The organism is Sphaerisporangium rubeum, assembly GCF_014207705.1.
Lineage (GTDB): Bacteria > Actinomycetota > Actinomycetes > Streptosporangiales > Streptosporangiaceae > Sphaerisporangium > Sphaerisporangium rubeum.
In genome coordinates, this window is record NZ_JACHIU010000001.1 from 3,660,801 (window position 1) to 3,679,711 (window position 18,911).

General features: G+C 67.1%; 13 protein-coding genes. 9 read left to right on the forward strand and 4 right to left on the reverse strand.

Annotation, left to right across the window (positions count from 1 at the left end; genetic code table 11):
- The first annotated feature begins 32 nt into the window (after nucleotides 1–32).
- From BJ992_RS15840 to BJ992_RS15875, 8 genes are all read left to right on the forward strand, one after another.
- Entirely contained in the window at nucleotides 33–1,040 is a 1,008-nt protein-coding gene (locus BJ992_RS15840; RefSeq protein ID WP_246496661.1) for an ABC transporter substrate-binding protein, read from the forward strand.
- A 76-nt stretch (nucleotides 1,041–1,116) separates the two neighbouring features.
- The gene (locus BJ992_RS15845; RefSeq protein ID WP_246496662.1) at nucleotides 1,117–2,631 is read left to right on the forward strand and encodes a sugar ABC transporter ATP-binding protein; all 1,515 of its coding nucleotides are present in this window, start codon (nucleotides 1,117–1,119) and stop codon (nucleotides 2,629–2,631) included.
- Complete coding sequence (locus tag BJ992_RS15850) at nucleotides 2,628–3,716, forward strand: ABC transporter permease (RefSeq protein WP_184981720.1); 1,089 nt, start codon at nucleotides 2,628–2,630, stop codon at nucleotides 3,714–3,716. The genes BJ992_RS15845 and BJ992_RS15850 overlap by 4 nt, the downstream gene beginning before the upstream one ends.
- On the forward strand, nucleotides 3,713–4,705 hold the full coding sequence (gene yjfF / locus BJ992_RS15855; protein WP_343072682.1) for a galactofuranose ABC transporter, permease protein YjfF: 993 nt from the start codon (nucleotides 3,713–3,715) through the stop codon (nucleotides 4,703–4,705). The genes BJ992_RS15850 and yjfF overlap by 4 nt, the downstream gene beginning before the upstream one ends.
- Nucleotides 4,706–4,754: 49 nt before the next feature.
- Complete coding sequence (gene araB / locus BJ992_RS15860) at nucleotides 4,755–6,404, forward strand: ribulokinase (protein WP_184981722.1); 1,650 nt, start codon at nucleotides 4,755–4,757, stop codon at nucleotides 6,402–6,404.
- Nucleotides 6,401–7,063, forward strand: a complete 663-nt coding sequence (locus BJ992_RS15865) for an L-ribulose-5-phosphate 4-epimerase (RefSeq protein WP_184981724.1) — start codon at nucleotides 6,401–6,403, stop codon at nucleotides 7,061–7,063. Before araB ends, BJ992_RS15865 begins: the two co-directional genes overlap by 4 nt.
- Nucleotides 7,060–8,541, forward strand: a complete 1,482-nt coding sequence (gene araA / locus BJ992_RS15870) for an L-arabinose isomerase (RefSeq protein ID WP_184981726.1) — start codon at nucleotides 7,060–7,062, stop codon at nucleotides 8,539–8,541. Before BJ992_RS15865 ends, araA begins: the two co-directional genes overlap by 4 nt.
- A 196-nt stretch (nucleotides 8,542–8,737) precedes the next feature.
- Entirely contained in the window at nucleotides 8,738–9,727 is a 990-nt protein-coding gene (locus BJ992_RS15875) for a LacI family DNA-binding transcriptional regulator (RefSeq protein WP_184988213.1), read from the forward strand.
- Nucleotides 9,728–9,867: 140 nt separating this feature from the next.
- Here BJ992_RS15875 and BJ992_RS15880 read toward each other — a convergent pair whose 3' ends face one another.
- The 4 genes from BJ992_RS15880 to BJ992_RS32170 all read right to left on the reverse strand — a co-directional run bounded on the left by BJ992_RS15880 (nucleotide 9,868) and on the right by BJ992_RS32170 (nucleotide 14,672).
- Nucleotides 9,868–10,848, reverse strand: coding sequence for an arabinan endo-1,5-alpha-L-arabinosidase (locus BJ992_RS15880; protein ID WP_184981728.1), 981 nt, complete (start codon nucleotides 10,846–10,848; stop codon nucleotides 9,868–9,870).
- Nucleotides 10,849–11,306: 458 nt separating this feature from the next.
- A complete protein-coding gene (locus tag BJ992_RS15885) occupies nucleotides 11,307–13,535 on the reverse strand; it encodes an NACHT domain-containing protein (RefSeq protein ID WP_184981730.1) in 2,229 nt (742 codons plus the stop codon).
- A 303-nt stretch (nucleotides 13,536–13,838) separates the two neighbouring features.
- Entirely contained in the window at nucleotides 13,839–14,123 is a 285-nt protein-coding gene (locus tag BJ992_RS32165; RefSeq protein ID WP_221474836.1) for a hypothetical protein, read from the reverse strand.
- A gap of 111 nt (nucleotides 14,124–14,234) precedes the next feature.
- A complete protein-coding gene (locus tag BJ992_RS32170) occupies nucleotides 14,235–14,672 on the reverse strand; it encodes an MFS transporter (protein ID WP_221474837.1) in 438 nt (145 codons plus the stop codon).
- A gap of 339 nt (nucleotides 14,673–15,011) precedes the next feature.
- Here BJ992_RS32170 and BJ992_RS15895 point away from each other — a divergent pair, with 339 nt between their 5' ends.
- Nucleotides 15,012–18,878 (forward strand): CHAT domain-containing protein, encoded by a 3,867-nt coding sequence (locus BJ992_RS15895; protein WP_184981732.1) that lies wholly within the window; start codon nucleotides 15,012–15,014, stop codon nucleotides 18,876–18,878.
- The last annotated feature ends 33 nt before the right edge of the window (nucleotides 18,879–18,911 follow it).

An 18,911-nucleotide genomic window follows, 5' to 3' on the forward strand; every position in this document is an offset into this window, starting at 1 on the left:
GCGCGGGCCCCGTGCCGAGGAAAGGACCGACCATGAGGATGACGAGGCTCTCCGCGCTGGTCTTAGCGGCGGTGACGATGGCCGCGGCCGCGGGCTGCGGCGGAGGTGGCGGCGGCGGTGGTGACACCGGCGCGAGCGCCGGTGGTGCGGGTGCCGGTGACGGGAAGATCGTCATGGGCTTCTCTCAGGTGGGTGCGGAGAGTGGCTGGCGGACGGCGAACACCAAGTCGGTGCAGGAGTCGGCGAAGGCGGCGGGGATCGATCTGAAGTTCTCCGATGCTCAGCAGAAGCAGGAGAACCAGATCAAGGCGATCCGGTCGTTCATCCAGCAGAAGGTGGATGTGATCGCGTTCTCGCCGGTGGTGGAGTCGGGGTGGGACACGGTGCTGAAGGAGGCGAAGGCCGCGAGCATTCCGGTGATTCTGACCGACCGTGCGGTGGACTCTCCGGACACGAGTCTGTACAAGACCTTCCTTGGGTCGGATTTCGTGGAGGAGGGGAAGAAGGCGGGTCAGTGGCTGGTGGATCAGTACAAGGACTCCAAGGATCCGGTGAAGATCGTGGAGTTGCAGGGGACGACGGGGTCGGCGCCGGCGAACGACCGTAAGGCGGGGTTCGGTGAGGTGATCAAGGCGGATCCGAAGTTCGAGATCGTGGCGTCGCAGACCGGTGACTTCACGCGTGCGAAGGGCAAGGAGGTCATGGAGGCGTTCTTGAAGTCGACGCCGAAGATCGATGTGCTGTTCGCGCACAACGATGACATGGGTCTTGGTGCGATCGAGGCGATCGAGGGTGCGGGGAAGGTCCCGGGCAAGGACATCAAGATCATTACGATCGACGCGGTCAAGGACGGGATGCAGGCCCTGGCCGACGGGAAGATCAACTACATCGTGGAGTGCAGCCCGCTGCTCGGCCCGCAACTGATGGACCTGGCCAAGAAGGTCGTCGGCGACGAGCAGGTCCCGCCGCGGGTGGTCACCGAGGAGACCACCTTCACGCAGGAGCAGGCCAAGGAAGCCCTCCCCAGCCGACAGTACTGAGCACCACTGACGCGGGCCGTCCACCCCGGGCGGCCCGCGCCGCATCCCCGAGGCCCACGAGAGGAGAGACCGCCACATGGCCGCCGAACCGGCGCCGATCCTGCGCATGCGAGGCATCGGCAAGTACTTCCCCGGCGTCACGGCTCTCGACGGGGTCGACTTCCGGCTGCTGCCGGGTGAGGTCCACGCGCTCATGGGAGAGAACGGCGCGGGCAAGTCGACACTGATCAAGGTGCTGACCGGCGTCTACACCACCGACGCGGGGGAGATCGAGCTGGACGGCCGTCCGGTGTCCTTCTCCGGCCCGCTCGCGGCGCAACAGGCGGGCATCAGCACCGTCTACCAGGAGCTCAACCTCTGCGGCAACCTTTCAGTCGCGGAGAACATCTACATCGGCCGCGAGCCGCGCCGCTTCGGCCGCATCCAGTGGAGCCGCGTGCGCAAGGACGCCGCGGCGCTGCTGTCCCGGCTCGACATCGACGTGGACGTCACCGCGCCGCTGTCGTCGTACTCCCCGGCGATCCGCCAGATGGTCGCCATCGCGCGCGCCGTCGACATCGACGCCAAGGTGCTCATCCTGGACGAGCCGACCTCCAGCCTGGACGCGGGGGAGGTCGCGCAGCTGTTCCGCATGATGCGGCGGCTGAAGGAACAGGGCATCGCGATCCTGTTCGTCACCCACTTCCTCGACCAGGTGTACGAGGCGTCGGACCGGGTGACGGTGCTGCGCAACGGCCGCCTGGTGGGGGAGTACCGCATCGCGGACCTGCCACGGGTCGACCTGGTCGCCAAGATGATCGGCCGCGAGCTGGCCGAGCTGGAACGGCTGGACGACCGGCCGCTGGCCCGCACGTCCGAGCCGCTGGTCGAGGCGCACAACCTCGGCCGGACCGGCAACGTCGAGCCGTTCACCATGACCATCCACAAGGGTGAGGTGGTGGGCCTCGCCGGCCTGCTCGGCTCGGGCCGTACCGAGATCGCGCGGCTGCTGGCCGGCGCCGACCACGCCACCAGCGGGAACGTGCGGATCGCCGGCGACACCGCCGCGCTGCGCACCCCCCGCGCGGCCGTGCGGCGCGGCATCGCGTTCTGCCCCGAGGACCGGCGTGGACAAGGGCTGATCCCCGACCTCACCGTGCGCGAGAACCTCGTGCTCGCGTTGCAGGCCACCCGCGGCTGGACCCGGCCGATCTCCCGGCGCAAGCAGGACGAGCTCGTCGCGAAGTACATCGCCGCGCTCAACATCCGGCCCGCCGACCCCGAGCAGCAGATCAAGAACCTCAGCGGCGGCAACCAGCAGAAGGTCATGCTGGCCCGCTGGCTGATCCTGGAGCCGCGCCTGCTCATCCTGGACGAGCCGACGCGCGGCATCGACGTCGGCGCCAAGGCCGAGATCCAGCGCCTGGTCGCCGAGTTGTCCGACGGCGGCATGGCCGTGCTGTTCATCTCGGCCGAGCTGGAAGAGGTGCTGCGCCTCAGCCATCGCGTCGGCGTTCTGCGCGACCGCAAGCTCGTCGCGCAGCTCGCCAACGACGACGCACTCACCACCGGAGCACTGATGGAGACCATCGCGAGCGGAGCGCGCGAATGAACGTCAACGCGCTCACCCGCCACCGGCTGTTCTGGCCGGTGGCGGTGCTGGCCGGCCTGTTACTGGCCAACCTGCTGCTGACCCGCGGCTTCTACAACATCGAGATGAAGGACGGCCACCTCTACGGCAGCCTCATCGACATCGTGCGGTTCGGCGCGCCGCTGATCATGGTCTCGCTCGGCATGACCCTGGTCATCGCCACCGGCGGCATCGACCTGTCGGTCGGCTCGGTCGTCTCCATCAGCGGCGCACTGGCCTGTCTGATGATCAGCGACCTCGGCGACCAGAACGCCGTCGGCGGCGTGCTCGTCGCCGTCGGGGTCGCGCTCGCGCTCACCCTCGTGCTCGGCGCGGGGAACGGCGTGCTGGTCGCCGGCTTCGGCATCCAGCCGATCGTCGCGACCCTGATCCTCATGGTCGCCGGCCGCGGGCTCGCGCAGCTCATCACCGACGGCCAGATCATCACGATCAACAGCTCGCCGTACAAGCTGATCGGCGGCGGCTACTGGCTCACCCTGCCGTTCGGCATCATCATCGTGGCCGTGCTGGTGGCACTCACCGCGTTCCTGACCCGCCGGCTCGCCCTCGGCCTGCTCATCGAATCGGTCGGCGGCAACGCCGAGGCCGGCAGGCTGTCGGGGATCCGGTCGCGCGGCATCGTCATCACGGTCTACGTGTTCTGCGCACTGTGCGCCGGCATCGCCGGGCTCATGGTCAGCTCCAACGTGTCCAGCGCCGACGGCAACAACGCCGGCCTGTGGATCGAGCTGGACGCCATCCTCGCCGTCGTCATCGGCGGCACCCCGCTCACCGGTGGCCGGTTCTCGCTCAGCGGCACGGTGCTCGGCGCGCTCATCATCCAGACGCTCACCACCACGATCTACTCGGTCGGCGTGCCACCGGAGACGAACCTGCTGGTCAAGGCGCTCGTGGTGACCGCCGTCTGCCTGCTGCAGTCCCCGGCCTTCCGTGCCAAGGTGTTCGGCCGCGGCCGTCCCGCGGGCCGAGGGGCCCCGCCGTCGCCTCCCTCCGGCGCGCCGGGTGCCCCCACCGCCGTTCCCGCCAGAGACGAGGTGGACGCGTGACCACCACGACCGTTCCCATGCGGGCCCCGAAGGTGCCGCGCAAGTACGTGCCGGTGCTGGTCACCTTCTGCCTGTTCATCGCGATGTTCGTCGCGGGAGGCATCCGCTACGAGGGCTTCGCCACCGGCCAGATCCTGCTGAACGTCCTGGTCGACAACTCGTTCCTGCTGGTGCTCGCGATCGGCATGACGTTCGTCATCCTCGCCGGCGGCATCGACCTGTCGGTCGGCTCGGTGGTGGCGCTGTCCACGATGATCGCCGCGAGCATGCTGTCGGGGCCGTCGCCATGGCCCGCGCCGGTGGTGATGCTGGTGGTGCTGGCCGTCGGCACGGTGCTCGGCCTCGGCATGGGGGCGATCATCCACTACTTCGAGATCCAGCCGTTCATCGTGACGCTGGCCGGCATGTTCCTGGCCCGGGGGCTCTGCTACACCATCAGCACCGACTCGATCCCCGTCTCCGACCCGCTGTTCACCTCGATCGCGCAGACCAGGATCGACCTCGGCCCCGAGCTGTGGGTCTCGCCGAGCGTCATCATCGGCCTCGTCGTCCTGGTGATCGCGATGTACGTGCTGCACTACACCCGGCTCGGCCGCGGTGTGTACGCGGTGGGTGGCGGCGAGCAGTCGGCGCTGCTGATGGGTCTTCCCGTGGCTCGCACCAAGATCGCGGTCTACACGATCAGCGGGTTCTGCTCCGCGCTCGGCGGCCTGCTGTTCGCGTTTTACACCTTGTCCGGCTACGGCCTGCACGCCGTCGGCTGGGAGCTGGACGCCATCGCGGCGGTGGTCATCGGCGGCACGCTGCTCACCGGCGGCTCGGGATATCTGCTCGGCACCCTGCTCGGTGTGCTGATGCTCGGGCTCATCCAGACGATCCTCAGTTTCGAGGGCACGCTCAGCTCGTGGTGGACCCGGATCTTTATCGGCCTTCTTTTGTTGGTTTTCATCCTGTTGCAGCGCCTCATCGGGTGGCGTGCGAGGTCTTAGCAAGAGAAAGTGACCATGTCCCATTTCTACGGTTACCCTGGAGTGCCTTGTGAACGCTAACAGCGAGGCGTACGTCGTCGGCGTCGATTTCGGCACCCTGTCGGGGCGCGCGGTGGTCGTGCGGGTGTCCGACGGGGCCGAACTGGGGAGCGCCGTGCACGAGTACGCACACCGGGTGATCGAGGACAGGTTGCCCGGCACCGATGTGCGGCTCGGGCCCGACTGGGCCCTGCAGTCCCCCGAGGACTGGCGCGACGTCCTGCGCAACGCGGTGCCGAAGGCCCTCGCGGTCGCCGGCGTCCCGGCGTCCCAGGTGATCGGCATCGGCACGGACTTCACCGCCTGCACCGTGCTGCCGGCCACCGCGGACGGCACGCCGCTCAGCGAGATCCACCCCGACCGGCCGCACGCGTGGCCCAAACTGTGGAAGCACCACGCCGCGCAGCCGCACGCCGACCGCATCAACGCGCTCGCCGCCGAGCGCGGCGAGACGTGGCTGCCCCGGTACGGCGGCAAGATCTCCTCCGAATGGCAGTTCGCCAAGGGCCTGCAGATGCTGGAGGAGGACCCGGAGATCTACGGCCTGGCCGACCGCTGGATCGAGGCCGCCGACTGGATCATCTGGCAGCTCGCCGGCGTCGAGACCCGCAACGTCTGCACCGCCGGCTACAAGGGGGTGTACCAGGACGGCGGCTACCCCTCCGCCGAGTTCCTGGCCGCGCTCAACCCCGGCTTCGCCGACTTCACCGGCAAACTCGGCCACGAGCTCGCTCCTCTCGGCGGCCTCGCCGGCCGGCTCACCGCGCAGGCCGCCGAGTGGACCCGCCTGCCGGAAGGCATCGCCGTGGCCGTCGGCAACGTCGACGCGCACGTCACCGCCGCCGCGGCGGACGCCGTACGGCCGGGCCAGATGGTCGCCATCATGGGGACCTCGACGTGCCACATCATGCCGTCCGGCGAACTGGCCGAGGTTCCCGGCATGTGCGGCGTGGTGCGCGACGGCATCGTGCCGGGCCTGTGGGGGTACGAGGCGGGGCAGTCGGGGGTCGGGGACATCTTCGGCTGGTTCGCCGAGACCTCCGTGCCGGCGTCGTACAGCGAGAAGGCCGCCGAGCTCGGGGTGAGCGTGCACGAGTACCTCACCTCTCTCGCCGAGCGGCAGCCCGTCGGCGCGCACGGCCTGGTCGCGCTCGACTGGCACAACGGCAACCGCTCGGTGCTCGTCGACCACAACCTGTCCGGGGTGATCGTCGGCCAGACCCTCGCGACGCGGCCCGAGGACATCTACCGCGCGCTCATCGAGGCCACCGCGTTCGGCGCGCGCGTCATCGTGGATACGTTCGAGGCCTCAGGCGTGCCGGTCGAGGAGTTCGTCGTCGCCGGCGGCCTGCTGAAGAACCGCTTCCTGATGCAGGTCTACTCCGACGTGCTGCGCCGTCCCCTGTCGGTCATCGGCTCCGACCAGGGCCCCGCGCTCGGCTCGGCCATCCACGCCGCCGTCGCCGCCGGCGCGTACGCCGACATCACCGCGGCCGCCGCCACGATGGGGAAGCGCACCGCCGCCGTGTACAGCCCCGACCCCGCGCGGGCCGACGCCTACGACCGGCTGTACGCCGAGTACCGCAAGCTGCACGACCACTTCGCGGACGGCGGCATGCTCCACCGCCTCCGCGCCATCAGAAACGAGGCCGCCAGATGATCCACCAGGAGACCAGGGAGACGGTCTGCCGCCTGCACGCCGAACTGGTGCGTTACAACCTGGTGGCCTGGACCGCCGGGAACGTCTCCGAGCGCGTCCCCGGCGAGGACCTGTTCGTCATCAAGCCGAGCGGCGTGTCCTACGACGAGCTGACCCCCGAGGCGATGGTCGTGTGCGACCTCCAGGGTGAACTGGTGGAAGGCGACTACGCACCCTCCAGTGACACCGCCGCGCACGCGTACGTGTACCGCCACATGCCTGAGGTCAACGGCGTGGTGCACACCCACTCGACGTACGCCTCGGCGTGGGCCGCGCGCGGCGAGGCCATCCCGTGCGTGCTCACCGCCATGGCCGACGAGTTCGGCGGCGAGATCCCCGTCGGCCCGTTCGCGCTGATCGGCGGCGACGACATCGGCAAAGGCATCGTGGAGACCCTCACCGGCCACCGCTCACCGGCCCTGCTGATGCAGAACCACGGCGTGTTCACCATCGGCGGCTCCGCCAAGGCCGCCGTGAAGGCCGCCGTCATGTGCGAGGACGTCGCGCGCACCGTCCACGTGGCACGGCAGCTCGGCACGCCGATCCCGATAGAACAGCACCACATCGACCACTTGTACGACCGCTACCAGAACGTCTATGGACAGAGGAGTCACCTGTGAAGCTCTGGTTTCTCACCGGCAGCCAAGGATTGTACGGGGAGGACACGCTGCGGCAGGTGGCCGAGCAGTCCCAGCGCATCGCCACCGAACTCGGTGAGGCGCTGCCGTTCACCGTGGAGTGGCGTCCCGTGCTGACCGACGCCGCCGCCATCCGCCGCGTGTGCCTTGAGGCGACCGCGGACGACGACTGCGGCGGCGTCATCGCGTGGATGCACACGTTCTCCCCGGCCAAGATGTGGATCGCCGGCCTGGACGCTCTCGGCAAGCCGCTGCTGCACCTGCACACGCAGGCCAACGTGGAACTGCCGTGGAGCACCATCGACATGGACTTCATGAACCTCAACCAGGCCGCGCACGGCGACCGTGAGTTCGGGTACATCCAGTCCCGGCTCGGCGTGCCGCGCAAGACCGTCGCCGGCCATGTCAGCGACCCGGCGGTCGTCGCGCGCGTCGCCGCCTGGGCCCGCGCCGCGGCCGGCCGCGCCGAGGTGGGGTCGCTGAAGCTCGCGCGGTTCGGCGACAACATGCGCGACGTCGCCGTCACCGAAGGCGACAAGGTCGAGGCACAGCTGCGGTTCGGCGTGTCGGTCAACACCTACGGTGTCAACGACCTGGTCGCCGCGGTGGACGCCGCCGCCGACGCCGACGTGACGGCCCTCGTCAAGGAGTACGAGGACACCTACCGCATGGCGCCTGAGCTGCGCATCGGCGGCGAGCGGCACGACTCGCTGCGGTACGCCGCGCGGATCGAGCTCGGCCTGCGCGGCTTCCTGCGTGACGGCGGCTTCGGCGCGTTCACCACCAACTTCGAGGACCTCGGCGGGCTGCGCCAGCTCCCCGGCCTCGCCGTGCAGCGCCTCATGGCCGACGGCTACGGCTTCGGCGGCGAAGGCGACTGGAAGACCTCGGTGCTGCTGCGCACCCTCAAGGTGATGTCCACCGGCCTGCCGGGTGGCACGTCCTTCATGGAGGACTACACCTACGACTTCACCCCCGGCCAGGAGCTCATTCTCGGCGCGCACATGCTGGAGGTCTGTCCCACCATCGCGTCGGACACCCCCTCCTGCGAGATCCACCCGCTGAGCATCGGCGGCCGTGAGGACCCGGTACGGCTGGTGTTCGACGCCGAGCCGGGGCCCGCCGTCGTCGTCGGCCTCGCCGACATGGGGGAGCGGTTCCGCCTCGTCGCCAACGAGATCGACGTGGTGGCCCCGCCGCAGCCGCTGCCGAAACTTCCCGTCGCGCGCGCCGTGTGGCGGCCACGTCCGGACATGCGCACCTCGGCCGAGTCATGGCTCACCGCCGGCGCACCACACCACACGGTGCTGTCGGCGGCCGTCGGCACCGAGGAACTGACCGACTTCGCCGACATGCTCGGCGTGGAACTGCTGGTCATCGACGCCGACACCTCCTCGCGCGCGTTCGTGCGCGAGCTTCGGCTCAACCAGGCGTACTACCGCCTGGCGCAGGGATTCTGACCGCCGTGCGGTCTCGGGCCCTTCCCGCTCGGGGGGAAGGGCCCGAAATTTTCGAGCTGTAACCGAATATTTTCAGTCCCACTTGGCTTACCCCATGCACGGACGGCCCCGGACCAGGTCAAAATAGAGTCCGGCGGGTTCAGATCGCGCGAATGAGGTAGGCAGAGTGGAGAAGAAGGTCGTACGCGGCCCGGCGATGACCGACGTCGCACGGCTGGCGGGAGTGTCCCACCAGACCGTGTCACGGGTCCTCAACGACCATCCGAACGTGCGAGAGCAGACCCGCCTCAGGGTGCGCGCAGCGATCACCGAGCTGGGCTACCGGCCCAACCAGGCCGCCAGGGCCCTGGCGACCGGCCGGTCACGCCTGCTCGGCGTGGTCACGCAGAACTCCACGTTGTACGGCCCGGCGTCCCTGCTCACCGCCTTCGTCCAGGCCGCGGCCGACGCCGGCTTCGCGGTGAGCGTCGGCAGCGTACGCACCCTGGACCGGCGCTCCATCGCCGAAGCCGTGGAACGCCACCTCGACCAGCGGGTCGCCGGCATCGTCGTCATCGCCCCCGTCATGTCGGCCGGCGAGGCGCTGGAACACCTGCGCATCGACCTCCCCCTGGTGACCGTCGACGGCGACCCCGCGCGTCCCGGCGCGCTCGTCACCGTCGACCAGCAGGAAGGCGCCGCCATGGCGACCCGCCACCTGCTGGAGGCCGGCCACTCCACCGTGTGGCACGTCTCCGGCCCCGCCGAGTGGTTCGACAGCGCCGGCCGCATCGCCGGCTGGCAGCGAGCCCTCCGCGAAGCCGGCGCCGAGGTCCCCCCCGTCGTCCCCGGCGGCGACTGGACCGCCACCGCCGGCTGCCGCACCGGCCAGATGCTGGCCCGCATGCCGGAGGTCACCGCCATCTTCGCCGCCAACGACCACCTGGCCCTCGGCATCCTGCGCGCCATGCACCAACGCGGCCGCCGCGTCCCCGAGGACGTCAGCGTCGTCGGCTTCGACGACGTCCCCGAGGCCGCCTACCTCGTCCCACCCCTGACCACCATCCGCCCCGACTTCGCCGCCGTGGCCCGCCGCAGCCTCAGCGTCCTGCTGGACGAGATCACCTCCGGCCGTCCGAGCACCGCACGCCACACCGTGGCCCCCACCCTCATCCAACGCGAAAGCGTCGGCCCCCCCGAATCCTGACCTTCCTGGTGTCTCCCTGCCGGCAGGGATACGGCCCTTAGGTGGCCGAAACGGAGCGGCCGGCTCCTGAATGTTTCAGCGGATGTGCGGCCACGGCGGCGCTCACATCGACGCGGGCCGCTGACGCACCCGGCGGCCCCTCAGTAGACGTACGGCCACCCCGCCGCGTCATACGCGATGAGGTTGATGCCGAGCCGAGCCGCGCCGTTGTCGGCGTAGTAGTGGTACACGAGCACATCCGCGTCCACATCGGAGAACACCGCCTGATGCCCCGGCCCGTGGATGCTCCCGTGCCCCGAAAGGATCTCCGTCCCCCCGCCGGACGTCATCGCCACCCCGTTCCGGTCCACGTACGGCCCCGTGACGCTCGTGGATCTCCCGACCATCACCCGGTAGGTGCTCGACGCGCCACGGCAGCACAGGTCGAACGAGACGTACTGGTAGTAGTACGACCCCCGCCGCACGATGTACGGCGCCTCGATCGCTCCGCCGTTGCGGCCCGCGATCGAGTACAAGGCACTGCCTGACCGCTTCCCCGTCGCCGGATCCAGAGAGATCATCTTGATCCCCGACCAGAACGACCCGAAGCTCAGCCACCACCGTCCCTGCGCGTCCACGACCAGATTCGGATCGATGGCGTTGTAGTTGTCCGACGTCCTGGTCTCAATGACCAGCCCCTGATCGGCCCACGTCCCCGAAGCCCCAGTCGTGCTGGTCGCCAGGAAGATGGCCGACCGATTAGACCCGAACGTCGACGCCGAGTAGTACAGGTAGTACCGGCCGTTCCGGTAGGAGATATCCGGAGCCCAAAGGTTCCGGCTCCCCCCGGTGTACGTCATCGTCCACGGAGCCCCACCGGGGAACACCGTCCCCGCGTTCCGGAACGCGATCCGGTCGGTGGACGTCTTGATGGCGAGGTTGTCCCCGGTGTGCACCAGCAGATAGGTACCCGACGACGTCTTCACCACCGCCGGGTCGTGCACACTGATGTCCCCCGTCACCCTCCCTGGATTCGGATACGCCGCCGCCTCGGCCGCGAACCCGGCCGGCACGACCACCAAGAACACGGACACGAGCGCGGACACGACTCCGCGGTACCGCCAGACACGTGGGGACGTCATGTGATGGCTCCCTTAAGGCCGCACATACCGGACACGAACCGACCACCGAGCCCGGCACACGGCACTCACGACGTTCGCCGAAACACGCGCCGAAAGCCATGAAAGCCACCGATCCGGCACGTCGTCACCCGTAGCGGTGACGCGCTGCCAGGGACGCCACGCCGGAACCGCGACGCGCTCCTGCGCGGCAGGCCCAGGCGGGAACGGTGACGCGCGCCGGTCGAGGTGATGGCGACGCTACGTCCGCACACACCCCGGCGCCACTCCGTCCCTCCATGAGACTCCGGATGCCACCACCCAGGTTGTTCACGGCGCTACGCGGACCGGCCGGTTCACCTCTTCCGCCATGACACCGGTTCGCACGTTGACACTGAAACTTACAGCTCCGGGGTTTCTGCGAGCGTCACCACCAACGTCGTACGGCACTCCGTTTCACGCGACGGTGGTCCGAAGGAGCATCACTCGTCGAAGGTGCGAAGCGTGTGATCAGCCGACGGCTCCGCGTCACGGGGTGACGGCCGGCCGGACGTCACAACCTGGTCCTGTGGGGGCGGAAGAGCGAGATGGTCCTGGATGTCGGCATGGCGGAACTGATAGACCGGTCCGGCGGTGCGCAGGAGGCCCAAGCGGTGAGCGTCCTCCAGGAACGCCATCAGACGCCTTGGCGCCTTACCCTGCCGTGCCAGACGGTGGACGCTGAGGAGGTAGGCGATCCAGGCGTGGTGCTGTCCCCAGATGAGAGCGGCCGGCATGCCGTACAGAAGGGCACCATGGACGGCGAGAGCGAGACGCAAAGCAGGATGCATCGCGATCAGGGCGCCGAGAAGCCATGTGACGAGACCCGCCAGAAGGCCGAGCGCGAGCCAGCGGGAGGCGTTCAACGTGGCATCGGCACGCAGGGCGGCACGTGGAGAACTCACGATCTTCGTGGACATGGGGGATTCAAGCCACTCGATGATGCCACGAGCCATCCCGGCCACAGCACCGAGCAGCACACCCGAGACAAGCCCGAGGACGAGGCCGGTTCCCAGTGCCGTACCGATGACCACTCCGGCCTGCCGACCCGATCCAACGGTCACCGCCAGTACCCCTACCAGACCGGTCACCGCACCTCCGGCGAGGCCGAACGTGAACCACCGCCTGGCGGCGGTGCCGGTTCGTGAGAACACGCGGACGCCGTCTCGCAGTCGCAGCCCTGGGGCGCCAGGCGCCTCCCGGCTCCATGTGTCGAATTTCAGTCCGAACACGAGCGCGAACATGATGCCGGTCAAGAGATCGATCACGATCCACGAGGAAAGCTGGATGGTGAGCCAGTCTTGACGGCCGCTCACGAGGCCGATCTCAAGAGGTGCCGCGAACCCGTGGACCAGTCCGAGCGTGAGCCCGAGGACCAGTCCGAGCGTCGCGGCGGGCCGGTTCACGCGGTGCCGGTCCGCGTACGGGCCGGTGGTCCTGGCCAGTTCCCACCAGGCGAGGTCATACGTTTTGTGTTCGTGCATCGCACGCGCCAGATGGCCCAGATACCTACGTGCGTCGGCGGGATCCCATGAACGTCTGGGCAGGAAGAAGTGCCCATCCGGATTCCTGTCCGGCGCACGGTCCTGGATGACGGCAGTGACGATGTGGTCCAGCAGATGCGCGCGCAGCTCCGGACCCGAGCCGCTGTGAGGGGCGATCAAAGGCCAGGGACACGGCGGATTCAACGGCTTGACGTAGACGGTTCGTATCAGCCAGAGGCCGAAAGCGGTGGCGCACAGTTCGCTCAATCCGGGATGTGTGCGATTGTTGAGTGCGGTCCACACCAGTTCCCAGTCATGGCGGGGCTCCGGTGGCAGGCAAGTGCGCAGGTAACGCGCCGCCGCGGCGGGGGCGATGGGAGACGGAGCGATCACTGCGGCGGCCGTGAGCAGACCTTGCGCTTGGACCGCGGCAGCGAACTCGTCTCTCCGGCTGGTGAGCACGTACTGCCCTGTCCCGGACAGCCACTTGTTCAAAGCGCTGACCACTGCGGCGCGGAATTCCCTCGGCATTTCATCGAGGCCGTCGAGGACGGGCATGACATGGCCGCGTTCGATCACCTCGGTTACCGTACCGCGGCCGAACCCCGGGGAGGCGAGCACGGGATAGTGCCGGAGCAGCCGGGCCGTGAGCCAGGCATGCAGGTCCGGGAATTTCACGGTGTCCCAGGCGTTGACCGGTATGAGAACCGGAACCGGTCGCTCAAGGGCATCGCCGGCTTCGAGCAATTGCAGCAGCAGCTGAATGGCCAAAGTGGTTTTTCCGGTGCCGTGGTCCCCGATGATGACTAGCCGCCGCCGGTGCAGGTCACCGAATCTCGAGGCCAGATGAGTGTCGCCGGTGACGGCGAAGTCGTGCGACACTTTCCGGATCGTGCCACGGAGATCCACCAGATCCTGATCGGCCACGAGTTTCCAGAGGACGGTGATGGGTTCAGGGTCTTCCAGTGCCCGGATCCTTGCCTCCTCCTCCCACTGGCGCTTCACCGCCCGGAGCAGAGCTTTCTTTGCCTCCTGTACGACGTCGTCACGCACTGCGGGTGTTTCCTGAGGCGCGGCGGAAAGGGACAACAGAGCCACGAAGAGAGTGGCCATCCCCGTTCCGACGGTCACCAGAGTGCCTATCTCCAGCCTGAAGACAAGCCAGAGCACCACCCACACGGTGATCATGCCGATTGCCGTGAGGCCTATGAGGAGGTCACGCCACCGAACTCTGATCCTTCGCATGCTTACATCATCGCTATCTGATGAATGTGCGCGAAAAGATCGATTTAATGATGCTCGATAAGCCGAGATATCTATCGACCATAATAGAGTTCGGTGCAACTAGTCGGACATGCGTATATTCAACCGATTGAGAGGAGAATGTTCCTGCGAGACCGGTTAGCAGATCCGGTGTCCGCGTGCGTGGCGCTCTTCGCAGCCGCCGGCGAATGCGAGGCTCAAGATATATGGCCGTGACACTGCGTGACGTCACCTCGGCGAAAGCGCTTCCGCGCCGAGGATCGGGTTGAGGAAGCCGCCTACGGGGAACGCCGCTACGACGCCGGACTCCTTGGCCCACACGTGTACGAGGACCTGGTTGAACGCGGCGTCGAGCAAGTTGGTGACGGCGACCATGATCACCATGGTGAGCAGGAGAGGTTCGCCGCGCAGGAACGTGAGGCCCTGGCTGAACCGCCGCCAGTAGCTCTCCTTCACCGTGGACGCGGGGAAGCGGTGCCCCGTGTCGCGAGGCAGGGCCCACGCGACCAGCACCGAGCCGAGCGCGAAGCAGGGTGACGCTGATGCCGAGGCCGGCCGGCGGCCGGAGCAGCGTCACCACCGCATCCGCCGCCGCGGGCCCCGCAGTCTGCGCCAGCCGCTCGGTCACCTCATTAGTCCGGTCGCGCGCTCCAGCGGCACCCTTACTCGTTCGGCCGCCTCGGGGACCATGACCTCTTTGGCCAGGTCCCCCGGGCCGCGGGCGGCGCCGACCACCGCGACCAGCGCGAGCAGCGCGCCGAGCGGCAGCGAGCCCAGCGCGTACAACAGGACCACGGCCCCGGCCGCCGCGGTGCTCACCACGTCCCCGATCCACGAGACGTGGCGTGGCCCCACCCGATCGACCAGCGGCCCGGTCAGCCCCTTGACCAGCACGTACGGGGCCATCTTCGCGAACGCCACCAGCCCCGTCTGCGCCGTGCTGCCGGTCGTCGTCAGCACCAGCCAGGGCAGCGCGATGGCCGACACCCGCGTGCCGGTCAGCGACACCGCCATGGCGGCGAGCAAGCCGGCCATCGGACGTGACGAACCGCGCGGACTCATCAGGCGTCCTCCGGCAGCTCAGGCAGGAGGTGCGTGATCAGCGACACCCGCGCGGTTCCCTCAGGTGCCGTCTCGCCGGGCATGTCGCGGCGGCAGCGGGACACGACCTCCTCCAGCTCGTCACGCAGCCGCTGTGCCTCCTGCGGAGTGACGCGCAGCGCGAATGGCGACGGTGACTGACGGAACTTTCCGGCGGCTGCCCCAGAAGTGCCGACGACACCGCTCGTTGATCTTCTTCAGACAAGGGCTTGGTATCTTCGCGGGCAACTACATCTGAGTATCTGTTCGTGTGCTTGAGGCGGCGCTATCCTCACGTTCGGTCGTGAGTGGGGTGAGGCAATGGCCGACAAGGTAGAGCTTTTTCAGGCGTTGCTACAGCGGTTGGAACACTTCGAGTCGACACGGGATCCGCTGCCGTTGCTGGAAGCATCCACCGTCGAGCAGGCCGGTCAACTGCTCCAGGCCACCGGCGGCGGCGACGACGAAACCCTTGCGCTGCATCTACTGGCCTGGTTGCACTGGTACCGTCACCTTGTTTCTCCAGAGGAGGAGAACCTTGCGGACCTGAAAGCCGCGGTGCGTATGTTCATCCCCTGTTTCGTCGACGACACCGGCTCGATTCCGGTGGTATTGCTTCCTTTTCTGGCTGATCACGCGATTCCCTATGCCGAGGAGCGCCTGCAACATGCGATCGACACGTCCGATCAAGGCGTGATCGTGGCTGTGGTCCGACTGTGGCGACGAATTCTGGACCACCTTCCCGAGGATAGTAGTGAGCGTCACGCATGCCTCGGGAACCTGGCGGCCGCTCTGGAGCTTCAATTCCGGCGGCTGGGGACTGTGGAAGATGCTGATGAGTCGATTGACCTGGGGCGTCAGGCGGTACTTGCCGCTCCAGAGATTGATGATCGGGCAGTATATTTGAATAATCTGGGAACGGCGTTGCGCGGCCGTTTCGAACGTACGGGGTTCATCGAGGATCTGGACGAGGCGATCGCGGTGGCACGACAGGCCCTGCAAGCCACCTCGGCCGGCCACCCTGGCCGTGCGGGCCGGTTGAACACCCTTGGGAATGCTCTGCAGACCCGTTTCGGACGTGTGGGGGTGATCGAGGATCTGGATGAGGCGATCTCGACGGCGCGCCAGGCCGTGGTAGAGGACCACGCTGACAGCCCTGACCATGCTATGTATCTCAATAATCTGGGGAACGCGCTGCAGATCCGTTTCGAGCGGATGGGAGCATTGGAGGATCTGAATGAGGCGATCAATGTAAAAAATAATGCGGTGCGATGCACGCCTGCTGGTCATCCCGACAGCGCCGGTCGCCTCAGCAACCTCGGGAGCGCGTTGTCGGCCCGATTCGGGCGGATAGGCGTGTTGAGGGATTTGGATCAGGCGGTGGAGGTGGGGCGTCGGGCGGTGCGGTTGGCTCATCTCGGCGACCCCGATCGGGCGATGTATCTTAATAATTTGGGTAATGCGTTGCAGGTTCGTTTCCAGCGGATCGGGGTGTTGGAGGATTTGGATGAGGCGGTGGAGGTGGCGCGTCAGGCGGTACAGGTCACTCCTGACGATCATCCGGTACGGGTGGGGTACCTGAATAATTTGGGTGGTGCGTTGCAGCTCCGTTTCTTACGGATGGGGGTTCTGGCGGATCTGGATGAGGCGGTGGAATCGGGACGCCAGGCCGTGCGAGCCATCGCTCCCGGACATCCGGACGAGGCGAGGTGCCTGGGTAACCTGGGGAACGCCCTGTGGTTGCGTTTCGATAACGCCGGGACACTGCGGCATTTGGATGAGGCGGTGGAGGTGGGGCGTCGGGCGGTGCGGTTGGCTCATCTCGGCGATCCCGATCGGGCGATGTATCTTAATAATTTGGGTAATGCGTTGCAGGTTCGTTTCCAGCGGATCGGGGTGTTGGAGGATTTGGATGAGGCGGTGGAGGTGGCGCGTCAGGCGGTACAGGTCACTCCTGACGATCATCCGGTACGGGTGGGGTACCTGAATAATTTGGGTGGTGCGTTGCAGCTCCGTTTCTTACGGATGGGGGTTCTGGCGGATCTGGATGAGGCGGTGGAATCGGGACGCCAGGCCGTGCGAGCCATCGCTCCCGGACATCCGGACGAGGCGAGGTGCCTGAGCAATCTAGGGAACGCGCTACGAATGCAGTCCGAACAAACCGGAGCGCTGGATGCTTTGAATGAGGCTGTAGGCATGTGGCGTCAAGTGGTCCAGGTAACTCCTACAGACCATCCTGACCGGCCGATGTACCTGAGCAATCTAGGAGTAGGACTGCGATATCGCTATGAGCGCACCGGAGTGCTGGATGATTTGGATGAGGCGGTTGAGGTGGGTCGTCAGGCGGTGCAAGCCTCCTCTGCCGGCGATCCGGACCGGGCGGTGTACCTGAGCAACTTGGGGAATGCCTTGGGGTTCCGTCACGAAAGACTCGGAACGGACGGGGATCTGGACGCTGCTGTATCGGCTTATGAGGAAGTGGTAGGTATAGACTCAGCTGCCCCGTCCATGCGAATCGGTGCTGCTGAGATCGCTGCGAATCTGTGCGCGACCCTCCGGCCACGCCAGGCCGCTGCACTTTTGGAGAGTGCGGTGGAATTGCTGCCGCAGGTGGCGCCGAGACGACTCGCGCGGTCTGACCAGCAGTATGCAGTTGGCGCTTTTCATGGACTCGCAGCCGATGCCGCCGCACTGGCCCTCGCCGTCCCGGGCCTGTCTTCCGGTCAACGAGCTACGAAGGCGTTGCGACTCTTGGAGGCCGCGAGGGCGATTCTGCTGAGCCAGGCCCTGCGTACTCGCAGTGACTTGACCGATTTACGTGCGCAACATCCCGGTGTCGCCACCCGGTTCGTTGAACTTAGGGACCTATTGGACCGGCCCCTTGCCGGTAGGGTTGCGAACCCTTTGACGGTCACCTGGCAAAGGTCCACGATCGCAGTCGAACCCGTCGTGGACGATCGGCGGCGTTTGGCCGATGAGTTCACCGCTCTGCTTGACCACATCCGCTCCTTGGAAAATTTCGGTTCCTTTGCTCTTCCTCCATCTGTCGACGAGCTACTGGAGCAGGCGGGGTCCGGTCCGGTGATCGTGTTGAACATCAGCCGCCACCGGAGCGACGCGCTGTTGCTCGCCCCGGACGGCATCACCGCACTGGAACTGCCAGGGCTCACTCCTGACACCGTGCTCGCGCGGGTCAACGCCTTTCAACACGCCGTGCGCGTCGCCACCGATCTTGGTCTTCCCGAACATGATCGAGGGGACGCCGACGAAACGGTCACCGCCGTTCTGGGTTGGCTGTGGGATGAGGTCGCCGGTCCTGTTCTGTCGGCGCTGGGATATCACGGGCCGCCTCCGGCGGACGGTGACTGGCCGCGGGTGTGGTGGGTGCCAGGAGGACTCCTCAGCCTGCTGCCCTTGCATGCGGCGGGGCACCACACCGGCTCGCCTGACCTGCGGCATGGCGCAGTGATGGACAGGGTCGTATCGTCATACACTCCAACGATCAGCGCATTACGCCACGCGCGTGAGCGCGCCGAAACTGTTCCTGTACTGCCGCAACGTGGCCTCGTCGTCGCGATGCCCACGACGCCTGGCAAGAAGGCACTGCGCTATGTGAGCATCGAAGCCGCCAAAGTGCGTGAACGTCTGCCGGATCCGGTGGTTCTGACCGAAACCGGCGATGGAGAGTTGCTTCATCCCGATCAGGTACCCACCACCTCCACTGTTCTGGCGCATCTGGCCGGCTGTGCGTTCGCACATTTCGCATGCCACGGTGTCAGCGACCCTGCCGACCCATCCAACAGCCGACTGCTGCTACATGATCACCTCACGAGCCCCTTGACCGTCTCCGCTCTCGCCCCGGTGGCGCTCGACCATGCACGACTGGCGTATCTGTCGGCCTGCAGGACCGCTTTCACCGGGGTGACCGAGTTGCTGGATGAGGCCATCCACCTGGCTTCGGCGTTCCAACTCGCCGGGTTCCCCCACGTCGTCGCCACCTTGTGGCCCATCAACGACCACGTCGCTTTCACCGTAACCACGGCTTTCTACACCGTCCTCAGCACAGGGAAGGGCACTCTCGACCCTGACCAGGCGGCCTTCGCGCTACACCGCACCATCCGCGGAGTACGCAGCGGCTTTCCTGCCACTCCGTCGCTCTGGGCTGCTCACATCCACGCTGGCGCCTGATCTGACACTTACCGTGATTCCGGTGGGTTCGGT